This window comes from Demequina activiva, from assembly GCF_016862815.1.
Classification (GTDB): domain Bacteria; phylum Actinomycetota; class Actinomycetes; order Actinomycetales; family Demequinaceae; genus Demequina; species Demequina activiva.
On record NZ_BONR01000001.1, the window covers coordinates 530,945 to 556,851 of the forward strand.

Sequence of the window (25,907 nt, forward strand, 5' to 3'; positions counted from 1 at the left end):
GTGATGGACGGCGGGAGCGGCAGGAACGGCGGGGCCTGCGGGGCGACGGACGCGAGGGCTACGGGCGCGGGGCTACGGGCGGCCGATGTACGGCATCATGTCGCCCACGGCCCAGTTGTACATGTTGCGCACCTTGGCGGTGTTGCCGGGCGTGGTGGCCTCCATGACCTGGCCGCCGCCCACGTAGATGGCGACGTGGTAGATGGCCGATGCGTTCTTGCCGGAGCCCCAGAACACCAGGTCTCCCTTGCGCAGCTGGCTGTAGGGCAGCAGCGACACTCCTGCGTACTGCGTGCGCGAGGATCGCGGGATCGAGATGCCGGCCTGGCGCCACGAGGCGGAGGTGAGCCCGGAGCAGTCGTACGCCGGGCCGTTGCCGCCGTAGGCGTACGGCGCTCCCTGGAGCGTCAGCGAATGCGCGGCAGCGGTCGCGCCTTGGCTCGCGCTCGAGCGCCAGCTGTTGCTCGGCTCGGGCTCTGGCTCCGGTGCGGGCGGCGGGGTGGTCTCGACGGGTTCGGGCTGATTGGTCTCGGTCGGCTGAGGAGCGGGGGTCGAACCGCCGCCGCTCGATCCACCCGAGCTGGAACCACCAGAGTTGGACCCACCGGAGCTGGAACCACCCGAGCCGGACCCACCCGAGTTCGATCCACCCGAGTTCGATCCACCCGTGTTGTTACCGGTCTGCGAGCCGCCGGAGCCGGAGCTCGATCCACCGGAGGAAGCGTTCTCTCGCTCCTGCTCGGCCGCAGCGGCCTCCTCGAGGCGCTTCTGCTCCTCCTGGAACTGGGCCTGCTGACGGGCCTGACGCTCGGCGGCGAGGCCGTCCTGGCGCTCGCGCTCGAGCTCGGCGCTCACACCGCGCAGCGCGGCAGCGCGGGCGATGGCGGCGTCGCGGGCGGATGCGGCATCGGACACGGCCTGCTGCGCGCCCTCGCGTGCGGACTGGGCGGTGGCGAGAGCGTCCTCGGCGGCGGCGGCAGCGGCATCGGCGGTCACCGCGGCCTCCTCTGCGTACTCGCGAGTGGTCTCCGCGACGATCTCCGCGGCGCGCACCTCCTGGACCGTCGCATCGGCATCCGCGGAGGCGCGGTCGAGCGACTCCGATCGCTGGATCACCTCGTCGAAGCCATCGGACTTCACCAGGGCCTCGAACTCGTCGAAGCTGCCGGCGTTGCGGTAGGCGGCCATGGCCACGCTCGCGAGCCCGGTCTTGGCCTGCGCGAGGGCCTGCTCGGCCTCCTCGGCTTGGGCGTTGGCGGCGTAGAGGCTGCGCTGGGCGGCCACGTTGGCCTCCTGGGCCTCGTGGTAGTCCACGTCCGCGAGGCGGGCGGCCACGTCTGCCTCGTGCAGGGCGTCCTCGAGCTGCGCGATCGCGGCGTCCAGCTGGGACACTCCGGCGGCGGCGTCCGCCGCGGCAGCTCGCGCGGCGGCGATCTCATCCTGGCCGGGGTAGTCGGCGGCAGCGGCGGGCGCGACGGGGAACGCCACCAGGCCGGTGAAGGTGAGCGCGCCCACCAGACCCAGCACCAGGACGCGCACGGACATGCGGCCATCCAGCAGTCGCTGCGCCATCGTGCCCCTCGCCGATTCTCTCGTCACTGTCGTCACTGTTGTCACATCTGTCACATGCGACTCACCTGTCAGATAGTAAACGCAAACGCGCGGATCGGCTACCCCTCGGTGGCAAACAGGACACGACCGCCCCCCTGCGCGCGTGCCCTAGGGTGGCGGCATGGACGACGACGGCATCGAGACGGACGCCTGGGCCGCCGACGAGGGTCCGGGCGCAGGAGCGCCCATCCCCGCATCGGCCGCATGGCGAGAGGGCGACCACCCAGGGCGCCGTGTCTTCATGCCCATCGGCGACCTCCCGCTCGAGGCGGACCCGCTCGGCACCCTGCCCGACGTCACGCTGGCATACGAGACCTGGGGCGAGCTCAACGCCGCCAAGGACAACGCCGTGTACATCGCGCACGCGCTCACGGGCGACATGCACGTGTGGGGCCCCGCCGAGCCCGGCCACCACACCGGCGGGTGGTGGAACGCGATGGTGGGACCGGGCAAGCCCATCGATCCCGCTCGCCACTTCATCGTCTCGGCGAACGTCGTGGGCGGCTGCCAAGGCACCACCGGCCCAGCCAGCGCTCATCCCGAGGACGGCAAGCCGTGGGGCTCGCGCTTCCCCTACGTGACCATGCGCGACATGGTGAGCGCAGAGATCCGCCTGGCCGATGCTCTGGGCATCGAGCGTTGGCGGCTCATCGCCGGGCCGTCCATGGGCGGCATGCGAGCGATCGAGTGGACGGTCATGGCGCCGGGGCGCGTAGGCGCGATCGCTCCCGTGGGCTCGACGGCCGCCGTCACCGCGGACCAGATCGCGTGGTCGACCACGCAGCTCGCGGCGATCCAGGCCGACCCGAACTTCCGCGGCGGCGACTACTACGACGCTGCCGACGGCGAGGGACCCCACACGGGCCTAGGCATCGCGCGCATGATCGCGCACACCACGTACCGCTCCGAGGGCGAGCTCGCGGAGCGCTTTGGGCGCACGTATCAGGGCGGCGGTGACCCGCTGGGCAAGGGCGGCATGTTCGCCATCCAGTCCTACCTGCAGCATCACGCCCGCAAGCTCGCGCGGCGCTTCGACGCGAACACGTACCTCCGCCTCGCGCAAGCGATCCAGAGTCACGACGTGGGCAGGGGTCGCGGAGGCGTCGAGACGGCACTCGCCCGCTACACCGACCCCGCGCTGGTGGTGGCGGTGGACTCGGACCGGCTCTACCCGCTCAAGAACTCGCAGCGCCTCGACGCCGCGCTCTCAGGATCCGCCGGTGTGAAGGTGGTCCACTCCCCTGTGGGTCACGACGGGTTCCTGGTGGAGTCCGGCCAGCTCAACGCCTTCATGGCGGAGTTCGAGGCCGGACTGTAGCGGAGGTGGATCGTCCGTCGACGGCGAGGTACTCGCCTCAGGGGAGTGTCGCGGGCGGACTGAACCGCTCGGCATCGGCGACGCCGAACGAGTCACCTGTGGCGTCTACTGTGGCGACCTGCGAGGAAGACAGTACGACGTCGAGCACAAAGCTGCCGGGGCCTCCCGCGTCGACGATCACAGGTCCGAACCCGACCTGGACGCTTCCCCCGGAGGCCGGGTCCACTGCAATGACTCCGGTGCCCGATGCCGCATCGACGGCATTGCCTCCAGCATCACGGAGCGTTGCCACCCAGGCCACGGGCCAACTCAAGAAGTCCACGTCCTGCAGTGCCTGCTCGGGGGACGTGCTGGTGCCCACGAACGCGCCCGTGTCGTTGTAGATGTTGAATGCGGCGTCGAACCGCGCCTCGACAAGGAAGCCACTCGACTGCGGCGTCAGCGTGGCGCTCGTCACCACCAGCCAGCTTCCCGTCGCCGTCACCGCAGTGGACGAGGCCCGCGCGGGCACGGAGGTTGCGATCACCACGGCCGGAGCGGACCAGGCGGCGCCTGTCAGAATGCGGCGGCGGGAGAGTTCAGGGCGACGTCGGCGATCGGTCACAGCTCCTCCTCCGGGTCTACGGCCAGGGTAAAGGTCCGTCACAGAATCAGACAACTGCGCGCTACGTGTAGTCCCCGGATGCCTCGGAGAACACTCGAGTTCCGGTCTGGACGTGCGTCGCGTCGATCCTGATGGTGAAGTCATTGTCGTCGCCGGCAACCGACTGACCCTTCACGATCGAGATGACCAGAACGCCGCTGCTGTCGACGACGGCGTTGCTCGAGAAGGTCGCGACCGGCACCTCGTCGGATGTCGCCGACGGCTGCCATCCCAAGTCAGGGCCAACGCTGACCCCGGAACCCGCAGGCTGGCTGCTCCACGTGACGGTCACGAGGATGTCCGTGATCGACTCACCGTCCGGTATGACCACCGTCGCATCGATCTCGTCCTCGTTGCCGCTCGGGGTTACCACGATGTCGATGATGCCCGCAGTGGTGGACGCGGCGGCCCGCGGCACTGCGACGCCCAGGATGATGGCCGGCGTGGCCCACGCTGTGCCGACCATGATCCGCCGCCGCGAGAGGGGGACGTGGGGACCGTCACCACGGACCATCGAAGAGCCTCCCTCGCCACCGGTCTGCTGATGCTCGAACCAGCGTACCGCCAAGGGCTCCTGCCGCCAGCCCCGCCGGCGCTTGAGACGGTCGCGCTAGAACGTGAAGACGGATGATCCGGTGACGGTGCCGCCAGCGTTGGTCGCACCCGAGACCACGACCATGGTGGACAGGCTCACGGCGGGTGACTTGGCTCGGATCCAGCCCTGCAGGCCGGGGATCGAGTATTGGAAGCTCACCTGCGGATCCTTCGTGAAGACAAGATCGACGTTGGATCCAGTGGTCTGCGCGGAGATCAGCCAGCCGTAGGGCCCGGGGAGGTTTCCGATCACGATCGGGGACGCGACGGCGGATGCGGGGAAGCTCGCCCGCACTTCGAGAGCCACGGGGTAGACGCCCGCGCTGCCCGCGAAGCTGAGGGGTCGGTACTGGATGTCATAGATCGGCTGACCACTGTTGCTACCGATCTGTGTGACTCCGGCGCCGATGGTGACGGTCCCATCGTTGGGACTGGGTTCGCTCACTGACGCAGCCGCCGGTGGCGCGGACAGGCCCACGATGATCGCGGGGGTTGCCCACGCCGCGCCGGCGATGATGCGGCGCCTCGAAACGTCGTGTTTGACGCGCGCGGGCGCTGCTTCCTTCTGTGCCATCGTCCTACCTACTCAACTTGTCTTGGCAACTCGCCCAGATGTCCTTGCGGACACCGTGTTCCGAGTTCGCGCCTCGGGCGGGAGCGGATTGCCGTACTCGCATGCTAATGAATGAGAGGGCCGACGACACGCAGTGTGACGTGCTTCATCCTTCTCAGTACTGAGAACGAAGAGGGGCCGAGCAGTGTTCCCGCTCGCCTAGGGAAGAATCCCCGGGAACGCGCGCGAGACCTGCTGGCCACCCGACGTGGTGCCCGTGATGGTCACCGTGTAGCCGGAGTTTGGCGCGGCCTTGAAGAACTCAATGTCGAACAAGTCTCCTGTGGCGAGCGAGGCGCGCGTGAAGGAGTCGGAGCCAGTCGAGCGCTGGGGGGTGCTCCAGGCCGGGATCCACACGTACGGGTTAGGCCCATTCGCCGTGGACTTGGTCCACGTCACCAGTACCGTGACGCCCGAGAGCGTCACACCGGCTGGAAGCACGATACTCGCCCGCAGGACGTCGGCCTGTCCATTGCTGGACAGGAGCGTCACGGTGGTGTCCGACAGGGGATCCGCTGGCGGAGTCCCCCCTGAAGCTGCTGCCGGCGGTGCGGCGAGCCCTACCACCACGGCGGGCGTCGCCCACGCTGTCCCGATCAGCACACGCCGGCGCGACATCTCGCCCGGCGCAGTTTGGTCTACAACATTCGATGCCATCGATGTGTCCCTCTCACTGCATTGCGCCATGGGGTTCCGCCCCCACATGCGCGCACGGTCATGCTAAGGGATGGGACAGGCCAAGACACGCTCTATGACGTGTGTCACACGAAACTTTTCGACACGGTGCCAGGCAAAGGGGACGAGAGTGGTCATTTGGGGCGCTCGCGCGGCGGTCGCACCTCGATGAGGCCGCGTTCCTGGAGCGCTCCGAGGACCTGGCGGACCGCAACCCCGGGGTCCATGCCCTCGGGACGCCCGAACTGCGCAGAGAGGCGCGCGGCAAGCTGACCGACGGAGTACTCGCGTGCTCGCACTGTCGCCACCAGCGCCGAGGCCAGCGGCGACAGGAGGGTGAGGTCGCTCCCCCGCAGCACCAGCATCTCTCCGTCGCGTTCGAGCACACTGTCCACGTGAGCGATCACGCGGTCAGTGTCCTTCGCATCGACGGGGTCCGGGAACCCAGGCAGGCTCACGCGGCTCCGCCTTCGACTACCTCTGGATGAGCGCCAAGGTCCTGACCGCTCGCGAGTGCAGGAAGCAGCGGCACCAGCTGCTCGCACTCTCGATAGGACAGCCGCCAGATTCCGCCGGCGTCCTCGATCACGTGGGCGAGGGTATGCAGCTGTGCGGGCAGGCGCGGCAGGTAGCTGGTCTGCTCGGCGATCTCCGCCATGCCAAGCAAGAGCGAGACGGGTTCGAGGGTGGGCTGTTCCGGCGCATCGTCCCGTCTGTCCAGCAGCACCACCCGTGCGAGCCGGAGGTTCTCCGGTGCCGGCAGCAGGCCCAGATCATGGGCGGGCATCTGCTCCTTGAGCCGGGCCACTCGATCCGTGATCACGGACAACGGCTTGGGATACGGCAGCACCGTGCCGTCGAATGTCACGGCGAGACTCTCGTCCGTCACATACCCGTAGTGCCGGCCCAACGTGCGCGCCAGCGTGGTCTTGCCGGTGCCGGACGGGGCGATGAAGCCCACCACCTCGCCAGTGTCTGTCGCGATGCCTGCGGCATGCAGCATCACCAGTTCGCCGGCACGTGCGTCGATCGCCCGCACCGTGACGGTTGAGGACAGGAAGTGCATGGCCTGGTCCAGGGAGTGATACGTGAGCCAGCCCTGGGACCGGGCCTCGAGCCGGCGCGACTCCTCCTCGAACACGGCGACGGAGATGGTCACGTCGGGCTCCTCGTGCGCGGTCGGGGCGAGCAGCCATAGCCAGGTGCGCTCCACGAGCGTCGAGAACGTGAAGGGCGCGTCGCCATGGCACACCACGCGGACCTTCACGCCCAGCGCATCGATGTCCACGAACATGTCGCCGGCCGAGGGCGATGGCCTGGAGGCGATGTTCTCCGGAAGCATGGACTCCCAGATGGTTGCCATCCAGAAGGCGGCACGTTGGATGTGGTCCGCGAGCATCTCCACGCGCGCCTCGGAGGCGTCCGGATCGTCCGTCAACGGTGGAAGGTCGAAGTCGTTGGACAGGTTCGCGTCCGCCACCCGCGAGCTCAGCAGGGCAGGGTGCTCCCGAAGCGGCGCGATCGCCACCACCAGCTCGTACAGGTAGAAGATCTCGGAGAGCGAGAACGCCTTGCGCCTGGCTCGCGGGATGCGCCGCACCACCTCGTCACGGTCCTCGCCGCGGCCGCAGATGATCATGTCCGCGTCCGCGACCATGGCAGGAGTGAGGGTGCGCTGCACGTATCCGGACGCGTCCACACCGCGGTCCTCGATCGCCTTCGCGGTGCGAGGGTGCATGGGCTCGCCGTCAGCGGCGTCCAACCCTGCGGAGCCGACCTGGATCAGGTGCTCTCCGATCCCTCGCGAGGCGAGTTCGTGCCGGAGGAGCCTCTCGCCTGCGGGGGCACGGCCCACCCCCTCGACGTCCACGATCAGCACGCGGAAAGGCTCCGGGGGCATCGTGGACATTGCTAGTTCCCGCCTCCACCCATCGGGGCACTGCGATGGCGCCGGTGCGTCGTCGGCGATTCCTTACCGCGCTCGCTGTACTCGTAGGCGTAGCCGTAGTAGTGGCTGTCGGGACCCTTGCGCGCCATGCCGTCGACGATGACCCCCAGCGCCCGTCCCTTGACCTTGTCCAGGCTCACCAGCGCGCGGTCCAGGAGGTCGATGGTGGTCTTGCCGGAGCGCACCACGATGAGGGCGCCATCCGTGCGAGCGGTGAGGATCGCGGCGTCCGTGACCGGGATGAGGGGCGGGGTGTCGATCAGCACGAGCGCGCTGCTGTCGAGAGCGTCCAGCGTCTCGCGCATGGTCGAGCTGCCCAGCAGCTCGGAAGGGTTGGGAGGGACGGTGCCCGCCCCGAGCACGTGGAACCGCCCGGTGGGGCCGTATTCCTGGAGCACCTCATCCAACGTTGCACGACCCACCAGCACGTCCGTGAGCCCTGCCCCGGGCACCAGGCCCAGGTACTCGGCGATCCGGGGGCGCCGGAGGTCCGCGTCGACCAGCACCACGGGCTGGCCGGACTCCGCGATGGCCTCCGCAAGTTTGATCGTCACCGTGGACTTGCCGTCGCCGGGCAGCGAGGAGGTCACCACGATGATGCGCGGAGGATTGTCCACGTCCATGAACTGGAGGTTGGTGCGCAGCTCACGCACCGACTCCGTGGTCGCGAAGTCGGTCGAGCGCGCGGCGGCACCCGTGTCTGAGATCTGCTTGTCGAACGGGAGTGCGCCCAGCACCGGCAGGTCGAACTCCTTCTCGATGTCCGCCGGGGTGCGCAGGCGGCGGTCCACAGCTCCGCGAACGAGGGCGTAGGCGACACCCAACGCGAGCCCCACCATCAAGCCCAGCGCGACCGCGAGGCGCACATTCGGCGAGGAGGGGGCGCCGGGCAGAACCGCGGAGTCGAGGGTCTGCAGCTCGACCACTGACGTCGCCTCGTCAGGGAGCTGCTCGACGGAGTCGGCATTGTTCTCGAGCAATTGGACCGCGACCACCATGCCCTCGATCCACGACTCGGCCAGATCCTTGGCCTCCTCAGGCGTGGACGCATCGGCGCTGATGCGCAGCACTGCGGTGTCGAGCGGGTTGGTCACCGAGACTCGGGAGACGAGCGACTGCGGTGAGGCTTCCAGGCCCAGGTCCTCGGCCGCGAACTCCGCGACGCGACGGGACGTGGCGATGTCCTCGTAGGACTTCACTCGCGACTTGGCGTAGTTGTCGCCCACGAGGGCCTGGCCCAGGTCCTGGCTCACGCCGGTGGTGATGATGGCCGAGGAGTTCGCCGTGTAGACCCTGGGCTGCGTCAGCGTCCAGGCGAAGGCGAGCACAGCGCCGGCGAGCGTGAAGGCCACGATCGCGATCCAGTGCGCGCGCAGCACCTTCGCGTAGTCCTGCAGCTCCATCGTGGGTCTCCTACTGCTCAGCCTGGACTCAGGCTACTTCACGGCAGAGACGGGTCCGACACCGGCGGGTCACTGCGGTCGCGTCGCGCTCGACGTCCTTCGCGTAGGCTCGTGGCGATTCCGCGATGAAGGAGCCGAGTCGATGGTCCCCCAAGCCCTGCGCACCGTCGCCGTGAAGGCCACCTCGCGCATCGGCCGTCCCGTGATCGTGAACAGCTACGGCCGCAGCGGCTCCACGGTGCTGTTCATGGCGATCCGCAACAGCGCCTCGAAGCCGGTGCTGAGAGTCGCGCCGCCCAGCAGGGACTACGGCGCCCAGGCATGGCGCCTCGAGGGCCTGCGGGTGGGCTCGGGCCGGGTCTACAAGTCGCATGACCGCCCGCCCACGCGGATGCCTCGCGGTGCGCGCATGCTCTACGTGTTCGGGGACCCGGTGGCGTCCACGCTGTCAGTCATCAAGCGCGGCAGCGACTCTGCGGAGTGGATGGCGCTGCACTGCGAGCACCTGGGCGTGCCGCGATGCGCGCCCGAGGACCTGATCGGTCGGGACGCCCTCCGCATCGAGGAGCACCTGCGCTCGTGGCTCGACGGCGAGCTCGGTCCCATCGCCTTCGTGCGGTACGAGGCATTGTGGGAACACGCCGATCGCATCAGCGACTTCGCGGGACTGCCGGTCACGCTGCCGCAGAGGCGTGAGCGCTCGACGAGCGTGGACCAGGCTCCGCCGGCGCTGCTCGAGACGTATGCGCCGATGCGCGAGCTGGTGGCGTCGCTGCCAGACTGGCAGGTGCGCCCCTAGGGTGGTCCGCCTACTGCCGCACGGAGTCCGCGTGGTCGAGGAACCAGGCGTAGGTGCTGCGCAGCCCCTCCTCCAGTCCGATGCGCGCGGTCCAGCCAGCGTGCGCGAGCTTGGAGACGTCGAGGAGCTTCTGAGGAGTGCCGTCGGGCTTCGAGGTGTCCCACTCGGTGGCGCCCTCGTAGCCGGTGACGGTGGCGATGGCGTGGGCGATGTCGCGGATGGTCACGTCTGAGCCGGTGCCCACGTTGACCTGCTGCGGCCCGTCGTAGTGCTCGAGCAGGTGCAGGCACGCGTCGGCCATGTCGTCGACGTGCAGGAACTCGCGGCGCGGCGTGCCGGTGCCCCAGTTCGTGACCGTGGTCGCGCCGTCCTGCACTGCCTCGTGATAGCGGCGGATGAGCGCGGGCAGCACATGGCTGCCGGTGGGCGAGAAGTTGTCTCCAGGGCCGTAGAGGTTGGTGGGCATCGCGGAGATCCATGCCTTGCCGTACTCGCGGCGCGCAGCCTGGATGTGCATGATGCCGGCGATCTTGGCGATCGCGTACGCGTCGTTGGTGTGCTCCAGGTAGCCGGTGTGGAGGGCGTCCTCGGTGATGGGCTGCGGCGCCATCTTGGGGTAGATGCAGCTCGAGCCCAGGAACAGGAGGCGCTCCACGTCCGTCTCGAGCGCCGCGTCGATCACGTTGGTCTGGATCCGCACGTTCTCCGAGAGGAACTCCACCGGGTAGGTGTTGTTCGCCATGATGCCGCCCACCTTGGCGGCGGCGAGCACCACGTGCTGCGGCCTGGTCTCGCGGAAGAACGCGAACACGGCCTCGCGGTCCGTCAGGTCCAGCTCGCTCGAGGTGCGGCCAAGAAGATCCCTGAAGCCCTCGCCTTCGAGCTTGCGCCAGATCGCGGATCCCACCAGACCGCGGTGGCCGGCCACATACACCCGAGCATCGCGGTTCAGCGGCCCAGGCGTGTAGTCGACCTCGTCTGTGACGCGGGGACCGTCCGTCTCCGTCACGACCAGGACTCCAAGGACACAGCGTCGATCCACGGCCGTCCCGCGTGAGTGAGCGCCTGGACGTCGGCATCGACCATCAGGCGCGCCAGGGCCGTACCGTCCACCGTCGCCTCCCAGTCCAGATGGCGCTTGGCCTTGGAGGCGTCGCCGATCAGCGCATCCACCTCGGTGGGTCGCAGGTAGCGCTCGTCGAACTTGACGTGGTCCTGCCAGTTCAGGCCCACGTGCTCGAAGGACGCCTCCAGGAAGTCCCGCACGGAGATGCCGGTGCCGGTGGCGAGCACGTAGTCGTCCGGCTCATCCGCCTGCAGCATGCGCCACATGCCCTCGACGTACTCCGCTGCGTAGCCCCAGTCGCGGACGGCATCGAGGTTGCCCAGCCACAGGTCGTCCTGCACGCCGGCCTTGATCGCTGCGACTGCACGAGTGATCTTGCGCGTCACGAACGTCTCGCCACGGCGAGGGGACTCGTGGTTGAAGAGGATGCCGTTGACGGCGAACATCCCGTACGCCTCGCGGTAGTTCTTGGTCACCCAGTACGAGTAGACCTTCGCGGCCCCGTAAGGGCTGCGAGGGTAGAACGGCGTCTCCTCGTCCTGGGGAGGAGGGGTGGCGCCGAACATCTCGGAGCTCGACGCCTGGTAGAAGCGGCAGTCCACGCCCGCCATGCGCACGGCTTCGAGCATGCGGATCGATCCCACGCCCGTGGTGTCGCCGGTGTGCTCGGGCTCGTCGAAGCTCACACGCACGTGGGACTGCGCCGCGAGGTTGTAGACCTCGTCAGGCCTGATCCCGGCCAGCAGCGACACCAGTCGCGCGCCGTCGCTCAGGTCGCCGTAGTGCAGGAACAGCCGCGCGTCAGGGTTGTGGGAGTCCACATACAGGTGGTCGATGCGTGAGGTGTTGAACGTCGACGCGCGTCGAATGAGGCCGTGGACCTCGTAGCCCTTCCGCAGCAGCAGCTCCGCGAGGTACGAGCCGTCCTGGCCCGTGATCCCGGTGATGAAGGCCTTCTTGGTCATGCTTCTCCTCGCCGGAAGGGAGCGCGCGCGGCGCCCAGGACCCCACGAAAGTACCACTGGAGCACGGACTTCCGAGGGCGCCGATCAGGCGTCGGGTTGGCCGTAGTCGATCAGTCCCAATTCGGCGATCGTTGCAACGAAGCCGCGCACATCCTGCTCCATCACGTCCTCGTCCACCTCGAAGGCGGCCGCCAGCTCGGACACGATGAGCCTCTGCGACCGGGAGCCGTCGATGCGACGCCAGATCTCGAACGCCGGGCCTTCGAACACGTAGGGGGACTGCTGCTCCTCGAGCTGGGGCAGGTTCAGCACCACTGCACGGTCCTCGCGCACCACCTCCGCGAGTCCGGGCGTGCGTGTCAGGCGCCGGTTCATGAGTCGTCACCTCGCAGCATTGAATCGTCCGTGATGCCACGCGGCCAGCCGGTCGCAGTCCCTGATCCCCGACCTCTGTGCTCCATCAGCGGCCTGACCGTGTCGATCGCGCCGGTCGCCGTCGCGAGATCGCGCAGCTCTCGCGCCTGCGCGCCGTCCAGTGCAGGCAGCACCTCCGTCGCCAGGCGGGTGATCTCCTCGGTGTGCTGGCCGACTCGGACCGAACTGCGCAGCGCGCGCACCACTGCGATGAGGATCGCTGCCACGCGGTCGACGATGGGCACCTTCACTCCCGCGATCACCAGGCTCTCTCGACGCTCCCACAGCACATCGAACACCTCCCGCTCGGAAGCCAGGAAACCTGGGAGACTGCGATGCACCTCGACCTCGCACGGCCAATGCTGGTGGATGACGGTGGTCGAGGGCTGGCCCCGTTCGCGGAAGCTCTCAGACGCGGCGCGCTCATCCCAGCCCGCGGTACGCAGCGCGGCGAGGTAGGCGTCAATCGAGCCAGTCTCCACCCAGAGGTCCACGTCCGTGCTCACGCACTGCGGCAGGAGACCATGGTGGGCGTGGACAGGACCCGCGGTCGCCAGGGCACGCACGCGTTGCTCGGCCGCGACAGTGGCCGCCAGCGCGTAGGAGAGTTCGACCGCGTCGAGAAGTGCGAGCGGACGCGAGGGAGTCACGGGGCCACGGTAGCCCCTGGAGCGCACAAAGCGGACATGGGCGTGACATATGCAACTGCTACGCTCGCGGCGCTGGGAGACACCAAGGGGAGATCCATGAGCCAGGACGCGCACGCGGCCGCGAGCATCGCGCGCGAGGCCGGTGAGGTGCTGCTCGCCGTGCGTGCAGCCTTCGCCGTGGACGTCGAACCGCAGGAGCGCGGCAAGCGTGGCGACGCCGCGGCCCAGGCCCGCATCGCGCAGCTGCTGGCCGAGCGCTTCCCCGGCGACGACGTGCTGAGCGAGGAGGCGACGGACACCGATGCCCGCCTCAGCGCGGATCGCGTATGGATCATCGATCCCCTCGATGGGACGCGCGAGTACTCGGAGGGACGCGCCGATTGGGCGGTGCACGTGGCACTGTGGGAGCGCGGCGACCTGACTGCTGCTGCGGTCGCCATCCCGGGTGAGGGACTCGTGCTGGACACCTCGTCCGTCACCCCGGCCCCCGCATCGGCCGTGTCCCCGGTCAGACTCGCCGTGAGCCGCTCGCGCCCTCCGGCGATCACCGAGCCCGTCCGGGCCGGCCTGGGCGCGGAGCTGGTGCCCATGGGCTCCGCCGGCGTCAAGATCGCGGCCGTGGTGCGTGGCCAGGTGGACGCCTACGTGCACGCCGGGGGTCAGTACCAGTGGGACTCCGCTGCACCGGTCGCCGTAGCGCGCGCCGCCGGCCTGCATGCCTCGAGGATCGACGGCTCGCCCCTCCTCTACAATGGCGCGGACCCGTACCTGCCCGATCTGGTGGTGTGCCGCCCAGAGCTCGCGTCGAGGCTCCTCGACCTGATCGCCCACGCCACGGACCACGGAGAGACTTCATGACTCAACCAGGAACTGCGCTGAGCCAGCTCGACGCGCTCGAGGCCGAGGCCATCCACATCGTGCGCGAGGTGGTGGCCCAGATGGAGCGTCCCGCACTGCTGTTCTCCGGCGGCAAGGACTCGATCTGCCTGCTGCACGTCGCGATCAAGGCCTTCGCGCCCGCGGCCGTCCCCATGCCCGTGGTCCACATCGACACCGGGCAGAACTTCCCCGAGGTGATCGCGTTCAGGGACATGATCGTCGAGCGCTACGGCCTCAACCTGGTGGTGGGCTCCGTGCAGGACGCCATCGACGCCGGCACGGTGCGCGAGGAGCCCAACGGCTCGCGCAACCGCATCCAGACGCCCGTGCTGCTGGACACCATCGAGAAGAACAGGTTCGACGCGTGCATGGGCGGCGCCCGGCGCGATGAGGAGAAGGCCCGCGCGAAGGAGCGCGTGTTCTCCTTCCGCGACGACTTTGGTCAGTGGGATCCGCGCAACCAGCGTCCCGAGCTGTGGAGCCTGTACAACGGCAAGGTGCACCCCGGCGAGTCCATCCGCGTGTTCCCGCTGTCCAACTGGACCGAGCTCGACATCTGGGACTACATCCGCTCCCGCGAGGTCGAGGTGCCCTCGATCTACTACGCGCACGAGCGCGAGGTGTTCCTGCGCGACGGCATGTGGATGGCCGCCAACGAGTTCGCGGTGCCCGGCGACGGGGACGAGGTGGTGACCAAGAAGGTGCGCTACCGCACCGTGGGCGACGCGACGCTCACCGCGGCCGTCGAGTCCGACGCCGACACCATCGACAAGATCATCGAGGAGACCGCCGCGACGCGCCTCACCGAGCGCGGCGCCACTCGTGGCGACGACCGCGTGAGCGAGGCCGCCATGGAGGACCGGAAGAAGGAGGGGTACTTCTAATGGACCTTCTGCGATTCGCCACCGCGGGATCAGTGGACGACGGCAAGTCCACGCTCATCGGACGCCTGCTGTTCGACTCGAAGTCCATCTTCGAGGACCAGCTCGAGTCCGTGGAGACCGCGTCCAGGAACCGCGGCAACGAGTACACGGACCTGTCGCTGCTCACGGACGGCCTGCGTGCCGAACGCGAGCAGGGCATCACCATCGACGTCGCGTACCGGTACTTCGCCACGCCGCGCCGCAAGTTCATCATCGCGGACACCCCGGGCCATCAGCAGTACACCCGGAACATGGTGACCGGCGCCTCCACGGCGGACCTGGCGATCATCCTGGTCGACGCTCGCAAGGGCCTCACCGAGCAGTCGCGCCGCCACGCCACCATCTCCTCACTGCTGCGCGTCCCGCACGTGGTGCTGGCCGTGAACAAGATGGACCTGGTGGACTGGTCAGAGGAGCGCTTCGAGGAGATCTACCAGGAGTTCTCCGCCTTCTCCGCCAAGCTCGACATCCCGGACCTGACCGCCATCCCCGTCAGCGCGCTGCTGGGCGACAACGTGGTCGAGCGCTCCGCCAACATGCCCTGGTACGGCGGCACGAGCCTGCTGCACCACCTGGAGCACGTGCACATCGCGAGTGACCGCAACCTGCAGGACGTGCGCTTCCCGGTGCAGTACGTGATTCGCCCCCAGCAGTCCAACGCTCGCGACTACCGCGGCTTCGCCGGCACCATCGCCTCAGGCATCCTCAAGGTGGGCGACGAGGTCATGGCCCTGCACAGCGGCCTGACCACCACGGTGGCCGCGATCGACGGGCCCGGCGGCCCGCTCACCGAGGCGTACCCTCCCATGTCCGTGACCGTCCGGCTCGAGGACGAGATCGACATCGCGCGCGGTGACATGCTGTGCCGCACGGGCAACCACCCCGCGCCCACCCAGGACGTCGAGGCCATGGTGTGCTGGATGGATCAGGACGCCCTGACCATTGGCCGCAAGCTGGGCATCCTCCACACCACAAGGATGGCTCGCGCGGTGGTCAAGGACATTCCGTACGAGCTCAACGTCAACACGCTCCATCGGGACACGGACAACAACCAGCTGAACCTGAACTCCATCGGTCGCGTCAAGCTGCGCGTCACGACTCCCCTGCTGGTGGACGACTACGACGACAACCGCACCACCGGATCCTTCATCCTCATCGACGAGGCCACCAACCGCACCGTCGGCGCGGGCGTGGTCCGCGGCTCGTGACGATCGCGCGGTTCTGATGGACCTGGGGCTCCTGGCCGTCGCCGTGGGAATCGGCGTGGTCGTGGGCCTCACCGGCATGGGTGGCGGTGCGTTGATGACGCCCACGCTCGTGCTGTTCTTCGGCGTCCCCCCGCTCACGGCCGTGTCCAGCGACGTTGTCGCGTCCGCCGCCATGAAGCCGGCCGGCTCCTGGGTCCACATGCGCAACGGCACCGTGAACTGGAAGCTGGTGCGGCTGCTGGTCTACGGCTCGGTGCCGGCGGCGTTCGGCGGCGTTCTGGTGGCGCATTGGATGGGGCCTGGCCCGGAGGTGCAGTCCTTTGTCAAGCACGCGCTGGGCGTGGTGCTGATCATCGCGTCCCTCGGCCTGGGCGTGCGCGCGTACCTGCGCCTGCGTGAGCGCGCCATGGCCCGTGACGGCCGCGCCGCGCCCTTGCCTCGCGATCGCCCCGAGGTGGTGGCACGCCCGGTGCCCACCATCATCGTGGGCGTCCTGGGCGGGCTCATGGTGGGGCTCACGTCCGTGGGCTCCGGCTCGCTCATCATCATCGCGCTCATGGCGTTGTACCCAGCGCTCAAGGCCTCGCAGCTGGTGGGCACGGACCTGGTGCAGGCCGTTCCTCTGGTGATCGCCGCTGCCATCGCGCACCTGATGTTCGGGGACGTGGACTGGTCCGTGGCCATCCCCATCATCCTGGGCTCGGTGCCCGGGGCATACCTGGGTGCGCAGCTGTCCTCGCGCATCGGCGGCGGGCTGGTGCGGCGCGCGCTCGGCATCATCCTGTTCGTCGCCGGCCTCGCGCTGCTGGGAGTGTCCGGCCAGTGGGTGTTCATCTCGCTGGGGGTGCTCATCGTCGTCAGCACCGTCGCGTGGGGCTGGATCCGACACTCCATGGGATTCCACTTCTTCACGTTCCAGGAGCGGCGCGCTGAGAGGATGGAGGCATCATGACGGAGTTCCGCCTCTCAGCCCTGCAGCTCAACGAGCTGGAGCTCATGCGCGCAGGCGCCTACGGGCACGCGCTGCGCTACGAGCTGCCGTCCAAGGGCGGCCACCACGCGTCGCTGCTGCTGACCACCGCGGTTCCCGGCCGCTCCGTGACGCTGCTGGACACCGAGGCGACGCCCGTGGCGCGAGTACGCGTCCTGGAGACGACGGCCGATGCGCGGGGCACCTGGGTAGGCGGACTGGTGGAGGTGCTGCGGGAGCCTTCTGCACCGGCGTTCGCGGAGCTGCGGCCCGCGGCGCTGCCGGAACCGGTGAGCGACGCGACGCTGCTGCTGGGGCGTCGCAGCGGGAGCCTCGACGGCACGGTCATCGTGGTGGACGGCGGGGACGCGCACGCGCTCGCCCAGACCGTGCGCGGCCTGCGCACGGATGGGCTCTCCGTCCGCGTGCTCCCGGAGCCCGCAGCGGCCCACGTGCCAGCCGCCGGGCGCAGCGAGCTCCTGGAGCGCCTGGCCTCCGTGGTGGTCGCGTCCACCGTCACGGTGATCAGAGGGGAGCAGAAGGCGCCCGGCGACGGCGTGGTGGTGCTGTTCACCGGACTGTCCGGGTCCGGCAAGTCCACCATCGCCCGCCAGGTCACGCGACGGCTGCGCGCGGAGTCGAGCCAGCGCGTCACGCTGCTGGACGGCGACGAAGTACGGGCGATGCTGTCCAGCGGCCTGGGCTTCTCGCGCGCCGACCGCGAGCTGAACGTGAGGCGCATCGGCTGGGTCGCGGCGCAGATCAGCGCCAACGGCGGCATCGCCATCTGCGCGCCCATCGCGCCGTACGCCTCCATACGGGCGGAGGTTCGCGAGATGGCCGAACGCGTGGGCCGCTTCGTGCTGGTCCACGTGGCGACTCCGCTCGAGGAGTGCGAGGCCCGCGATCGCAAGGGCCTGTACGCCAAGGCGCGCGCCGGGGAGATCACGGAGTTCACCGGGATCTCCGACCCCTACGACGAGCCGCTCGATGCGGACGTGGTGGTGGGCGCGGACGGCCAGGACGCCGCATCGGCCGCTGACGCCGTGGTCGCGCATGTGACGGGCGCCGCGGACGCGGCCTACATGATCTGAAGCACGCCACAGCCTCTGTGCTGGCACCGTCGCCGGCCCAGCGCGGGTGCTGCGGGCCCTCGCGGGTATCGCTCAGCGGCGCGATCTCGAGCGGGCGGTAGCGAGCGACCGCAGGGCCCTCGGGGCGTCTCTGAGACCTCGACCTACACGCGAGAGCCGTGCTCGCAGCAGGTCACGACGGTGAGGTCCGATCTCGGGGTGCGTCGCTCGCATCTCGGCGGCATCAGGCCATATCCCCTCCACCAGCAGACGCGGGCGTTCCCGCCACGGCGCCCGAGCGAAGGTCGCCACGAACTGTCCGGCGAACGTATCGCCGCTGTGGCGGCGCGTCTCCCAGTCCACGAGAGACGGGGTAGAGGCCACGGCGACATCGATGCCCTCTGCCCTCAGCCACTCTCGGAGGGGCCCCGCCGCTCCGGTCGCGACAGCGAGCGCGCCGAGTGCGTCCCTGTCGCGTGGCGCAAGCTCGCGTACGGCGATGGACGTCGACACCAACTCTGCCGCGTAGCGGGCCACCGTCGTGTCATGACGTAGCGAGTGCAGCGCGGAGATCAGGATGGAACCGAGCGGGCCGGCCACGTCCACATCGATGCCAGCCGCGCTCATGCCCGACCGCTCGTCCCACAAGGCGTCGAAGGCGTCGTGCGGCCCCGCCAGCATGCCCGGAAACTCGTGATGCACATCGATGTCACACGGCCAATGGGGGTGCACCATCGTGACCGAATGAGCAGACGCCTCTGTCGCGATGCTGGTCTCGGGCCTGCCTGACCAGCCAGCCCCTTCCAGAGAGTGGACGAACTCGCCCGCCTCGAGCGGCTCGACGAGGACGTCCACGTCAGCGCTCACCCGCTCCGGACGCAGGCGATGGTGATCCGCGACGGCCCCTTTGATGACGAGCGCGCGCACCCCCAAGCGGCGCGCGCGCGTTGCGACCACCGTCATCGCCAGCTCCGTGGCATGAACCTGGAGCAGGCCTCGGGAAGCCGGCTGCGGGTCATCGGTCGTCACAGCGTCAAGTCTCCCGCGTGATCGTCGATGACGCTACGACCACTCGCGCGGCTGGAGCGAAGTGACAGCGCGCTAGAGTCAGACCGCGTGAGAGCTATTGCACGGTTGCGCGAGGCGGGGGTGCTCGATGGCATCTGGACCGCGGCAGCATCCGCCGGAGGCAAGATCCAGGCGCTTGTGCTCCTGGGCGCGGCCGGTGCGGTCGGTGGGATCGAAGGTACCGGCCTCGTCGTCCTGGTGACCTCCACTGCACTTCTCATCTCTTCGATCATCGATGCCGGCCTCACCCCGCAGATCGGGCGCCTCGCAGCGCGTGGGGAGATCGCCGGACGATCGGCGGTGGTCCGGCCCCTGGCGTGGCGCGTCGCTATCCACGTACCGGCGCAGAGCGCGGCCTTCTGCCTGTTCGTGTGGTGGGGAGCGGCACCCGAGGATCCGGTTCCATGGCTGCTGGCCCAGGTCATCTACGGCGTGGCGTACCACCTGGCTTCCTCCATGACTGGGCTCGCCTATGGGCAGTTCAGATTCCGTGCGACGGCCGTCGTCAACGCTGTCATTCGGTTGTCCACCGTGCCGATGCTCGTCGCCGCCGCCCTCGCCGGATGGTCCGGGTACGCGCTCATCGTAGTGCTCGCCGTCGGGGAACTGGTGATTGCCGGCGTGCAGTACGCCGTTGCCCGCGACTCCCGTGAGCTCGCACAGAGCCCCCGTGTCCTGTGGCCCCGCAACACCTGGCGCTACGGGATAGGCGCAGTGGCGAACACGATCATGAACCGCTCCGACACCGTGGTGCTCGCCTGGGGCCTGACCGCGACAGGACTCGGGGTCTACGCCGTCGCGAGCCAGACGCAGAACGCCCTGACCACCGTCGCGATGATCCCGGCTGGCGCGCTGCTCGTCCATGTCGCGCGCGCCGGCAGGTCTCGCCAAGCGGACTCTGTCTTCTCGACCACTGCCACTGTCACCCTGGCCCTCTACGGCGCCATCGCGCTCCCCTTCATGCTGTTCCCCTCGCCACTTGTCGAGGTGCTGTTCAGAGTCACCCTTGATGATGTGACACCCCTCCGCATCTGCTTGGCGGCTGGAGTGTTCTCCGTCATCGGCGGGGTGCAGATGCAGCACCTGACGGGGCTCGGCGAAGCGCGCGAGATCACGCGCATCTGGCTGACGACAGCCGTGGCCAGCGTGACGCTCATGGTGATTCTCGCGTTCGCCTTCGGAGCCGTGGGGGCGGCGCTGGGCGCTCTGGGCCGCGACCTGCTCTTCTTCTTCCTCACCCGCCGAGGGATCACGCGCACTGCCAGACGCGCGGAGCCACGCCAATGAGTGCAGGAGTCGTCGTAGCCGATCTGAACAGGGCGGGCCTGGGCAACTACCTCTTTCCATGGCTCCGTTCTGCGGAGATCGCACACCTGTCCGGCCGTGAGCTCCTGCCACCGCAGTGGCAGCGTGTTCGGGTAGGCCCCTACCTCCGTCGAGAGCCTGACAAGCGCAACTACGGGCGCCTGTTCGCCCGAGCCAGTGCCGGGACGATGTGGCAGAGACGGCGCGCGCTTCGCGCGGCGCGTGGCATTGAGGAGCCGGAGTCGTGGCGGGACTTTGCTGGTGAGGTGCTGCCGGTCAGGGGGATGCGCGACTACTTCGCGAGCTTCGAGCTCGATCCTGAGTGGCACGCCGGCTTCGTGCGCTCCTCCGTGCGTCCAGGCGTGATCTCTGCTCGCCGCGAGCGCCCGTACCTCGCGGCGCACGTCCGTCTGGGCGACTTTCAACCGGCGACGCCGTCGGAGAGGCTGGAGAGCAACAATACGAGCACTCCGCTCGAGTGGTTCGTGAGGTGGACGAGCGCGGTCCGCGCCGTCGCACCCGAGTTGGATGTCGTCATCTGCTCGGACGGAACGGACGCCGAGCTCGCTCCGCTCCTCAGGCTCGATCGAACCTTCCGGGCCCCGGCGCGCAACGCGCTCGACGACATGATGGTCTTGGCGTGGTCCGCGGGAATCCTCGGGAGCCGCTCGACCTTCAGCGCGTGGGGCGCCTTCTTCGACGGTGCCCCGATGCTTGTTCAGCCGGGGGGAGATCCGTACCGTCCGCACGCAGCGGTGTTCGAGTCGTCGCCCGAGCGGTTCGAGGAGTTCGCTCAGCGCCTGCGCCGCTAGCGGCGAACGGTGCCAGGAACGCCGGCGATGCGAACGCCGGAGGCTCGCGGCGTCGTCGCGACGAGAATCGCGACCGCCTGGTGCGCCTGTCACGTGCGGCCCCCAGGTTCAGTGCACATGCAGCGACGGCGGCAACAGCGATGTAGTCGAATCGCTCGTTGACGCTGTTGTTGGGCAGACCCATGAGCACGAGCGCCAGAATGGCGATGCTGCCGTAGCTCCGTGGGAGGGGCGACTCGCGGGTCCATTGGAGCGCGAATGCGCGCGCCACGAAGATCGTGAAGCCTGCGAGCAGCACGATGCCGCCCGACGAAGCCAGAAACGCGGCGACCATCACGCCTGAGCCCGCATCGAGGCCCACGCCGACGAACGGGCTAGAGGAGAAGGCGTCCCACGCCTGCGCCAGCAGCTGCTCGCGGCCCACATCCTCGTCCGCGATGCCCAAGGGGCCACCAGCAGCCAAGCGAGTCCCCGAGATGAGCGCAGGAACGGCGTACATGGACACGAGTCCCACGGCGATGCCCGCCGGAACCACCCACCTACCCTGCCGCCATCTCGACAGCGCGGCCAGGACCACCATGATCCCGACGAGACCGCTCACGATGAGCGCGCCCCGCGAGTCAGCGAGCAGAAGGCCCCAGGTCAGGAGTACATACGCCCCCGCCACGGCCAGGGTCCGGACAGGACGGGCGCGGTGCTGACTTGCCGCGAGCGCGAGCGCAGGGATGGCCAGGGCGACCGACTGGCCCAGAGAGTTAGGGTGGAACGCCAGCCCCGCGGATCGATCTCCCACCGTCGTGACGGACTGCTCGAGGATCGTGAGACCTGTCAGGTCGCGGGCCCCCGCGACGGCGACGCTGACGAGCGTGCCGACCACGAAGGCGGTGAGGGCTCGTACGGGCGCCACACGACCCCAGCGGCGCGTCTCGGCGTCCACCAGCATGAACACCAGGGTGGTCGCGATGGCGGTGCGCAGCAGGAACAGCACCGCGCCGCCCTGGCCCAGGAACACCGCATCGCCTTCGATGTTCCCCGTCGCACCGAACGATGTCGAGAGCGCTGCTCGGTTGCTGAAGACGTCGATGGCGACGATCACGAACGACGCGATGACTGGGGCGAAGCTCCAGAGCCGGAGCGAGACGGCTCGATCGCCCGTCATCACCTTCACGAACAGCACCACTGCGGCGAGGACGAATGCGACATCAGAGGCCGGCAGGCCGATCACCTTCACCCCTGTCCACGGTGAGGCGACGATCCCCAGGGTGACCAGGACGGTCAGGGCGTCGAACCCGCGCGGTGCCGCCGCGTCCTCACGAATGACCTCCCGCGAACTGCTCATGCCGAGAGCACCACGTCGACGAATCGCGCCGCGACCTGGTCGAGGGAGGGCGCGTTGCCCAGGAGATCACGCGCGGGAGGGTCGCTCATGATGGCGAACGCCGCCTCCGCAAAGGCGGCTGGTCGCGGCGGAAGTTCGCGGAGGCCCTCGGCAGAGAGATACTCCGCTTCAGGCGCGTTCCTGTGACGAGCGGTGGTGAGCACCGGCAAGCCCACGGCGAGAGCGTCGACTGCAACGAGGCCCACTCGACCCGGCATCCATATCGCTGCCGACGCCGCCGAGAGCTCCCCGAGTCGCGCGCGGTCCACCCGCCCGAGGGAGCGGACGGCACCCGATGAGACCTGGGCGTGCTCGACAGCTCTGCGCTCGGACCCGTCGCCGCAGACCAGCAGCACAGAGTTGGGGTGCGCGCCGTGCAGGGCACGTGCGGCATCGAGAAGAAACGGGATCCCCTTGGACGAGTCGAGGCCGCCCACGTACAACGCGTGCGGACCGCCACCGTGCTCGGCGATGAGTTCACGGGCCCGCCCGGTGGCCGCGGCGGCGTCCCGCGCCGCCACCAGCGGGGCAGTGTCAGTGGAGTTGCCGATCGCCGTGACCGCATCCGGCCGGCAGCGTAGATCGTGAACGAGGTAGGCACGGCCTCCGTCGGTGTAGGTCATCACGTGATCGGCACGCGCGATGAGGCGGCGTTTCGCGCTCTCGACCACCGCGCGACGGCGTGTGACGTAGGGCATCCCATGGCCCCACAGGACTACTCTGCGCGCCCCATGAATGCCTCGCGTCCATGCGAGTGCGTTCTTCACGTCGAGCTCCGTCACGAGCACGTCCGCGCCCCGTGCCGCCTCGGGGAGCGCTCGGCGCGTCCACTCGACACCACCGGGCGCGACGGTGGTCGAGTGGACACGCGTGAGCCACGGCGCGTCGACGCCGTCACCGCGAGCGGCCTGCTCGGCCGACGGGCGTCCGGCCAGCACGGTGAAGTCATGGCCGCTCGTGCGCATGAGCTCCGCGATGCGTGCGAACAGCGGCTGACGATACTCGGGCACATATGGCTGCGTCACGACGACCTTCATGACACGGCCCCCAGGTACGCATCGAGCACGCGGGAGCTCGAGGCATCCCACGTCCAGTGCGCGCGAGCGTACTCGCGCAGTGCCGCGACGGAGCCTGGCGCCGCATCCACGGTCGCTGCGCCCAACGCGACGGCGAGTTGGTCTGCATCCCCCTCCACCACGTGTCCGACGCCGTCCGCCTGTGCGTCGGCGATCGCCCCGACTCCAGGACTCGCGACGACCGCGAGCCCGGCTGCGGCTGCTTCCGCAGCCGCCATGCCAAAGCTCTCGTCATCGCTCATCAGGACGAAGCACCGGTGCGAGGCCAGGAGCCGCCGCCGGTCTTCTCGGCCCACGTGGCCCACGAAGCGCACGGCACCTGTGAGACCGTGCATCCCCACCAGAGCGCCAGGGTCATAGCCGAGGTCCGTGTCCACGGGGCCGGCCACCGTCAAGGTCGATCGAAGACCGCGGCTCTCACGCGCCACCTGGAGCGCGAGAAGCACCGTGTCTAGCCGCTTCTTCTGAGCGACACGCCCGAGGAACAGCAAGCCGTCCCGCTCGTCCCACGGCGTGTCGATGGCGAAGAGCTCCTCGTCCACGCCGAGCGGAGCGGTGACGAGCACGTGCCCCGGGCCCACGACGGCTCGCGCATCTCGCTGCTCGATGGACGAGCTCACGATGACGGCAGCGGCACGTGTCACGGCGCGGTCCTGCCAGATCCGGCCCCACAGCCACTTCTTCGCGCGTCCTTGCGCGCGGTGATAGGCGTTCCACGCGCCGTGCGGCTGGAGCACGAACGGCACGCCGGCTCGCGCAGCCTCGCGCATCCCCACGACGCTCGCGTAGTTGTCGACGCCGTGGACGTGAACCACGTCCGCTCCCTCGACAGCGGTTCTGACCGCTCGTCGCAAGCCGCGCGCATACGACAGGGAGTACGGCCCTCGATGCGGGCGAACCACGGTCGCACGCACAGGCGGGTCGGCGCGCTCGGTCTCGCTGAGGCCCTTGTCCGTGGTGACGAGCGCGACATCGAGGCCCTTCGCCTCAAGCTGGGGCAGCAGACCACGCAGCACCTCGGAGGGCCCGCCATCGCGACGACAGTAACTGGGCGCGACATGCACCACACGCATGGTCACCGCTCCTGACGGCGCAGCTCGCGGTACTTGACGCCGATCTGCCAGTAGTAGGTGGACAGCGCGACGGCGTAGTCGAAACCGGCACGACCGTCGAGGAAGCCGGCCTTCAGGAGGTAGCTGTAGGCGAAGAAGCTCAGCGGCTTGAAGGGCACGCGATCAAAGAGGCGCCCCTTCGCTGACCGCCGACTGGCCACCTCACGCCGAGCGTCCCCCCGGGCGCGCAGATGCGCCTCCCAGCCCGAGTACCGGTTGTGGCGCTCGAACCACGACGCGATGGGGTCGACATCATCGTGCTCGATTCGCCCCTTCACGCGGCCGATGCCTCGCTCCGTCTGGGGCTGATAGTGCCCCTCGACCTCCCGGATTCCAGGCGCATCGAGATCATCGATCTCGGGGAACCGGGCCGCGGTCCGGTCCACGAGGGAACGCTTGACCACCGTGTGTCCGTGATCCAGGAAGCGCCCGGCGAACTTGTAGCGGAGCCTGATGTCATACGCGCCTCGTGACCGTGCGCGGAGCTCCGGCAGCAACGTGCGAAGCTCCGTCACGAGAGCCGCCGTCGGTGCCTCGTCCGCATCCAACAGCAGCACCCAGTCGTGACGGGCCCCGGCATGGTCAAGAGACCATTGCTTCTTCTTGGGGTAGGCGCCGTTCCAGACGAAGTCGACGACCCGCGCTCCTGCGGCCTCGGCCAACTGCGGCGTGCCGTCCGTGCTCAACGAGTCGACCACGATGACATCGTCGAAGTCAGCGAGGCGCTCCACGCATCGCACGATGCCGGGAGCCTCGTCCTTGGTGAGCACGATCGCGGAGATCGGGAGCTGCCCGCTCACGACTCGTTCCCCGGTGCGAATCGTTCGCCGACCACCACCGCCGGGTTTCCGCGGGCGACGGCCCCCGGAGGAATGTCGCCGTGGACCACGCTCAAGGGCGCCACCAGAGCTGAGCGACCCACCACGGATCCTCCGAGGACCATGCAGCGTGCAGTCACCCAGGCGCCGCTCTCGATGTGCACGGCGCGTGTCACCAGCGCCATGTCGCGGCGATGAGCGTGGCTTCCGGTCGTGACCATCGTGCCTTGAGAGACGACGACGTCGTGACCCAGGGTCACCGGGGCCTGGTTGTGGATCCAGACGCCCTCGCCAATCCAGCAGTTGTCGCCGATGGACAGCTTCCACGGGAATCGCACGCGCGTGCGCGGACGGAAGATGACACCCTCGCCGATGGTCGCGCCGAAGCACCTCAGCGCTTTCACTCGGAGTCGTGACGAGATCTGCAGTGGATTGGTGACCACGAGCCACTCGACGACGCCCCACAGATACACCACCGCTGCGGGGCGTCCCCATGACTCGCGCTCGCCCGGAGCCGCTGCGAGCGGCACCACCGGGACGTCGCCGCGTTCTCCGCTCTCGCCACGCATGATCACCTTTCCCGATT

Annotated in this window: 26 protein-coding genes; 8 read left to right on the plus strand and 18 right to left on the minus strand. The window is 68.9% G+C overall.

All coding sequences use genetic code 11. The features are described 5' to 3' along the window. Positions 1 to 72: 72 nt before the first annotated feature. Positions 73 to 1,572, minus strand: coding sequence for a C40 family peptidase (locus Dac01nite_RS02510; RefSeq protein ID WP_203653185.1), 1,500 nt, complete (start codon positions 1,570 to 1,572; stop codon positions 73 to 75). 160 nt (positions 1,573 to 1,732) lie between these two features. Here Dac01nite_RS02510 and metX point away from each other — a divergent pair, with 160 nt between their 5' ends. Continuing rightward, the gene (gene metX, locus Dac01nite_RS02515) at positions 1,733 to 2,929 is read left to right on the plus strand and encodes a homoserine O-acetyltransferase MetX (RefSeq protein ID WP_203653186.1); all 1,197 of its coding nucleotides are present in this window, start codon (positions 1,733 to 1,735) and stop codon (positions 2,927 to 2,929) included. A gap of 37 nt (positions 2,930 to 2,966) precedes the next feature. Here metX and Dac01nite_RS02520 read toward each other — a convergent pair whose 3' ends face one another. The 7 genes from Dac01nite_RS02520 to Dac01nite_RS02550 form a co-directional block, all read right to left on the minus strand. Beyond that, entirely contained in the window at positions 2,967 to 3,533 is a 567-nt protein-coding gene (locus Dac01nite_RS02520) for a hypothetical protein (protein WP_203653187.1), read from the minus strand. A gap of 61 nt (positions 3,534 to 3,594) precedes the next feature. Beyond that, the gene (locus tag Dac01nite_RS02525) at positions 3,595 to 4,038 is read right to left on the minus strand and encodes a hypothetical protein (RefSeq protein WP_203653188.1); all 444 of its coding nucleotides are present in this window, start codon (positions 4,036 to 4,038) and stop codon (positions 3,595 to 3,597) included. A gap of 144 nt (positions 4,039 to 4,182) precedes the next feature. Next, positions 4,183 to 4,740: a hypothetical protein gene (locus tag Dac01nite_RS02530; protein ID WP_203653189.1), complete on the minus strand. Its 558-nt coding sequence runs from the start codon at positions 4,738 to 4,740 to the stop codon at positions 4,183 to 4,185. 198 nt (positions 4,741 to 4,938) lie between these two features. After that, positions 4,939 to 5,205, minus strand: coding sequence for a hypothetical protein (locus Dac01nite_RS02535; RefSeq protein WP_203653190.1), 267 nt, complete (start codon positions 5,203 to 5,205; stop codon positions 4,939 to 4,941). Between the two features lie 383 nt (positions 5,206 to 5,588). Then, entirely contained in the window at positions 5,589 to 5,912 is a 324-nt protein-coding gene (locus tag Dac01nite_RS02540) for a hypothetical protein (RefSeq protein WP_203653191.1), read from the minus strand. Next, positions 5,909 to 7,363, minus strand: a complete 1,455-nt coding sequence (locus Dac01nite_RS02545) for an arsenate reductase/protein-tyrosine-phosphatase family protein (protein ID WP_203653192.1) — start codon at positions 7,361 to 7,363, stop codon at positions 5,909 to 5,911. The genes Dac01nite_RS02540 and Dac01nite_RS02545 overlap by 4 nt, the downstream gene beginning before the upstream one ends. Before the next feature lie 2 nt (positions 7,364 to 7,365). Continuing rightward, on the minus strand, positions 7,366 to 8,805 hold the full coding sequence (locus Dac01nite_RS02550; RefSeq protein WP_203653193.1) for a tyrosine-protein kinase domain-containing protein: 1,440 nt from the start codon (positions 8,803 to 8,805) through the stop codon (positions 7,366 to 7,368). Positions 8,806 to 8,947: 142 nt separating this feature from the next. Between Dac01nite_RS02550 and Dac01nite_RS02555 the strand changes: the two genes are divergently transcribed. After that, positions 8,948 to 9,604 (plus strand): hypothetical protein, encoded by a 657-nt coding sequence (locus tag Dac01nite_RS02555; RefSeq protein WP_203653194.1) that lies wholly within the window; start codon positions 8,948 to 8,950, stop codon positions 9,602 to 9,604. 10 nt (positions 9,605 to 9,614) lie between these two features. On the opposite strand, the gene Dac01nite_RS02560 is transcribed toward Dac01nite_RS02555, so the two are convergent. The 4 genes from Dac01nite_RS02560 to Dac01nite_RS02575 all read right to left on the minus strand — a co-directional run bounded on the left by Dac01nite_RS02560 (position 9,615) and on the right by Dac01nite_RS02575 (position 12,699). Then, positions 9,615 to 10,613 carry a GDP-L-fucose synthase family protein gene (locus tag Dac01nite_RS02560; protein ID WP_275404503.1) on the minus strand — a complete coding sequence of 333 codons (999 nt, stop codon included), beginning with the start codon at positions 10,611 to 10,613 and terminating at the stop codon, positions 9,615 to 9,617. Then, entirely contained in the window at positions 10,610 to 11,635 is a 1,026-nt protein-coding gene (gene gmd, locus Dac01nite_RS02565; RefSeq protein ID WP_203653195.1) for a GDP-mannose 4,6-dehydratase, read from the minus strand. The genes Dac01nite_RS02560 and gmd overlap by 4 nt, the downstream gene beginning before the upstream one ends. Before the next feature lie 84 nt (positions 11,636 to 11,719). Beyond that, complete coding sequence (locus Dac01nite_RS02570; protein WP_203653196.1) at positions 11,720 to 12,010, minus strand: PqqD family protein; 291 nt, start codon at positions 12,008 to 12,010, stop codon at positions 11,720 to 11,722. Continuing rightward, positions 12,007 to 12,699 (minus strand): hypothetical protein, encoded by a 693-nt coding sequence (locus Dac01nite_RS02575; protein ID WP_203653197.1) that lies wholly within the window; start codon positions 12,697 to 12,699, stop codon positions 12,007 to 12,009. The genes Dac01nite_RS02570 and Dac01nite_RS02575 overlap by 4 nt, the downstream gene beginning before the upstream one ends. Positions 12,700 to 12,795: 96 nt before the next feature. On the opposite strand from Dac01nite_RS02575, the gene Dac01nite_RS02580 reads away from it, so the two are divergent. From Dac01nite_RS02580 to cysC, 5 genes are read left to right on the plus strand one after another with little or no spacing between them, the layout of a single operon-like run. Further along, positions 12,796 to 13,557 (plus strand): 3'(2'),5'-bisphosphate nucleotidase CysQ, encoded by a 762-nt coding sequence (locus Dac01nite_RS02580; protein ID WP_203653198.1) that lies wholly within the window; start codon positions 12,796 to 12,798, stop codon positions 13,555 to 13,557. Then, positions 13,554 to 14,462 carry a sulfate adenylyltransferase subunit CysD gene (gene cysD / locus Dac01nite_RS02585; RefSeq protein ID WP_203653199.1) on the plus strand — a complete coding sequence of 303 codons (909 nt, stop codon included), beginning with the start codon at positions 13,554 to 13,556 and terminating at the stop codon, positions 14,460 to 14,462. The genes Dac01nite_RS02580 and cysD overlap by 4 nt, the downstream gene beginning before the upstream one ends. Then, positions 14,462 to 15,709, plus strand: coding sequence for a sulfate adenylyltransferase subunit 1 (locus Dac01nite_RS02590; protein ID WP_203653200.1), 1,248 nt, complete (start codon positions 14,462 to 14,464; stop codon positions 15,707 to 15,709). The genes cysD and Dac01nite_RS02590 overlap by 1 nt, the downstream gene beginning before the upstream one ends. Positions 15,710 to 15,725: 16 nt before the next feature. Further along, complete coding sequence (locus Dac01nite_RS02595; protein ID WP_203653201.1) at positions 15,726 to 16,661, plus strand: sulfite exporter TauE/SafE family protein; 936 nt, start codon at positions 15,726 to 15,728, stop codon at positions 16,659 to 16,661. Beyond that, positions 16,658 to 17,773, plus strand: a complete 1,116-nt coding sequence (gene cysC / locus Dac01nite_RS02600) for an adenylyl-sulfate kinase (protein WP_203653202.1) — start codon at positions 16,658 to 16,660, stop codon at positions 17,771 to 17,773. Before Dac01nite_RS02595 ends, cysC begins: the two co-directional genes overlap by 4 nt. A gap of 72 nt (positions 17,774 to 17,845) precedes the next feature. On the opposite strand, the gene Dac01nite_RS02605 is transcribed toward cysC, so the two are convergent. After that, a complete protein-coding gene (locus tag Dac01nite_RS02605) occupies positions 17,846 to 18,781 on the minus strand; it encodes a nucleotidyltransferase family protein (protein WP_203653203.1) in 936 nt (311 codons plus the stop codon). 87 nt (positions 18,782 to 18,868) lie between these two features. Here Dac01nite_RS02605 and Dac01nite_RS02610 point away from each other — a divergent pair, with 87 nt between their 5' ends. Continuing rightward, positions 18,869 to 20,107 (plus strand): lipopolysaccharide biosynthesis protein, encoded by a 1,239-nt coding sequence (locus tag Dac01nite_RS02610; protein WP_203653204.1) that lies wholly within the window; start codon positions 18,869 to 18,871, stop codon positions 20,105 to 20,107. A 693-nt stretch (positions 20,108 to 20,800) separates the two neighbouring features. Here Dac01nite_RS02610 and Dac01nite_RS02615 read toward each other — a convergent pair. The 5 genes from Dac01nite_RS02615 to Dac01nite_RS02635 are packed head-to-tail and all read right to left on the minus strand — an operon-like array spanning position 20,801 to position 25,890. Beyond that, entirely contained in the window at positions 20,801 to 22,276 is a 1,476-nt protein-coding gene (locus tag Dac01nite_RS02615) for an O-antigen ligase family protein (protein WP_203653205.1), read from the minus strand. Then, positions 22,273 to 23,352: a glycosyltransferase family 4 protein gene (locus Dac01nite_RS02620; RefSeq protein WP_203653206.1), complete on the minus strand. Its 1,080-nt coding sequence runs from the start codon at positions 23,350 to 23,352 to the stop codon at positions 22,273 to 22,275. Before Dac01nite_RS02620 ends, Dac01nite_RS02615 begins: the two co-directional genes overlap by 4 nt. Continuing rightward, a complete protein-coding gene (locus tag Dac01nite_RS02625; protein WP_203653207.1) occupies positions 23,349 to 24,464 on the minus strand; it encodes a glycosyltransferase in 1,116 nt (371 codons plus the stop codon). The genes Dac01nite_RS02620 and Dac01nite_RS02625 overlap by 4 nt, the downstream gene beginning before the upstream one ends. Positions 24,465 to 24,466: 2 nt before the next feature. Then, entirely contained in the window at positions 24,467 to 25,303 is an 837-nt protein-coding gene (locus tag Dac01nite_RS02630) for a glycosyltransferase family 2 protein (protein WP_203653208.1), read from the minus strand. After that, entirely contained in the window at positions 25,300 to 25,890 is a 591-nt protein-coding gene (locus Dac01nite_RS02635) for an LbetaH domain-containing protein (protein WP_203653209.1), read from the minus strand. Before Dac01nite_RS02635 ends, Dac01nite_RS02630 begins: the two co-directional genes overlap by 4 nt. Between the last annotated feature and the right edge of the window lie 17 nt (positions 25,891 to 25,907).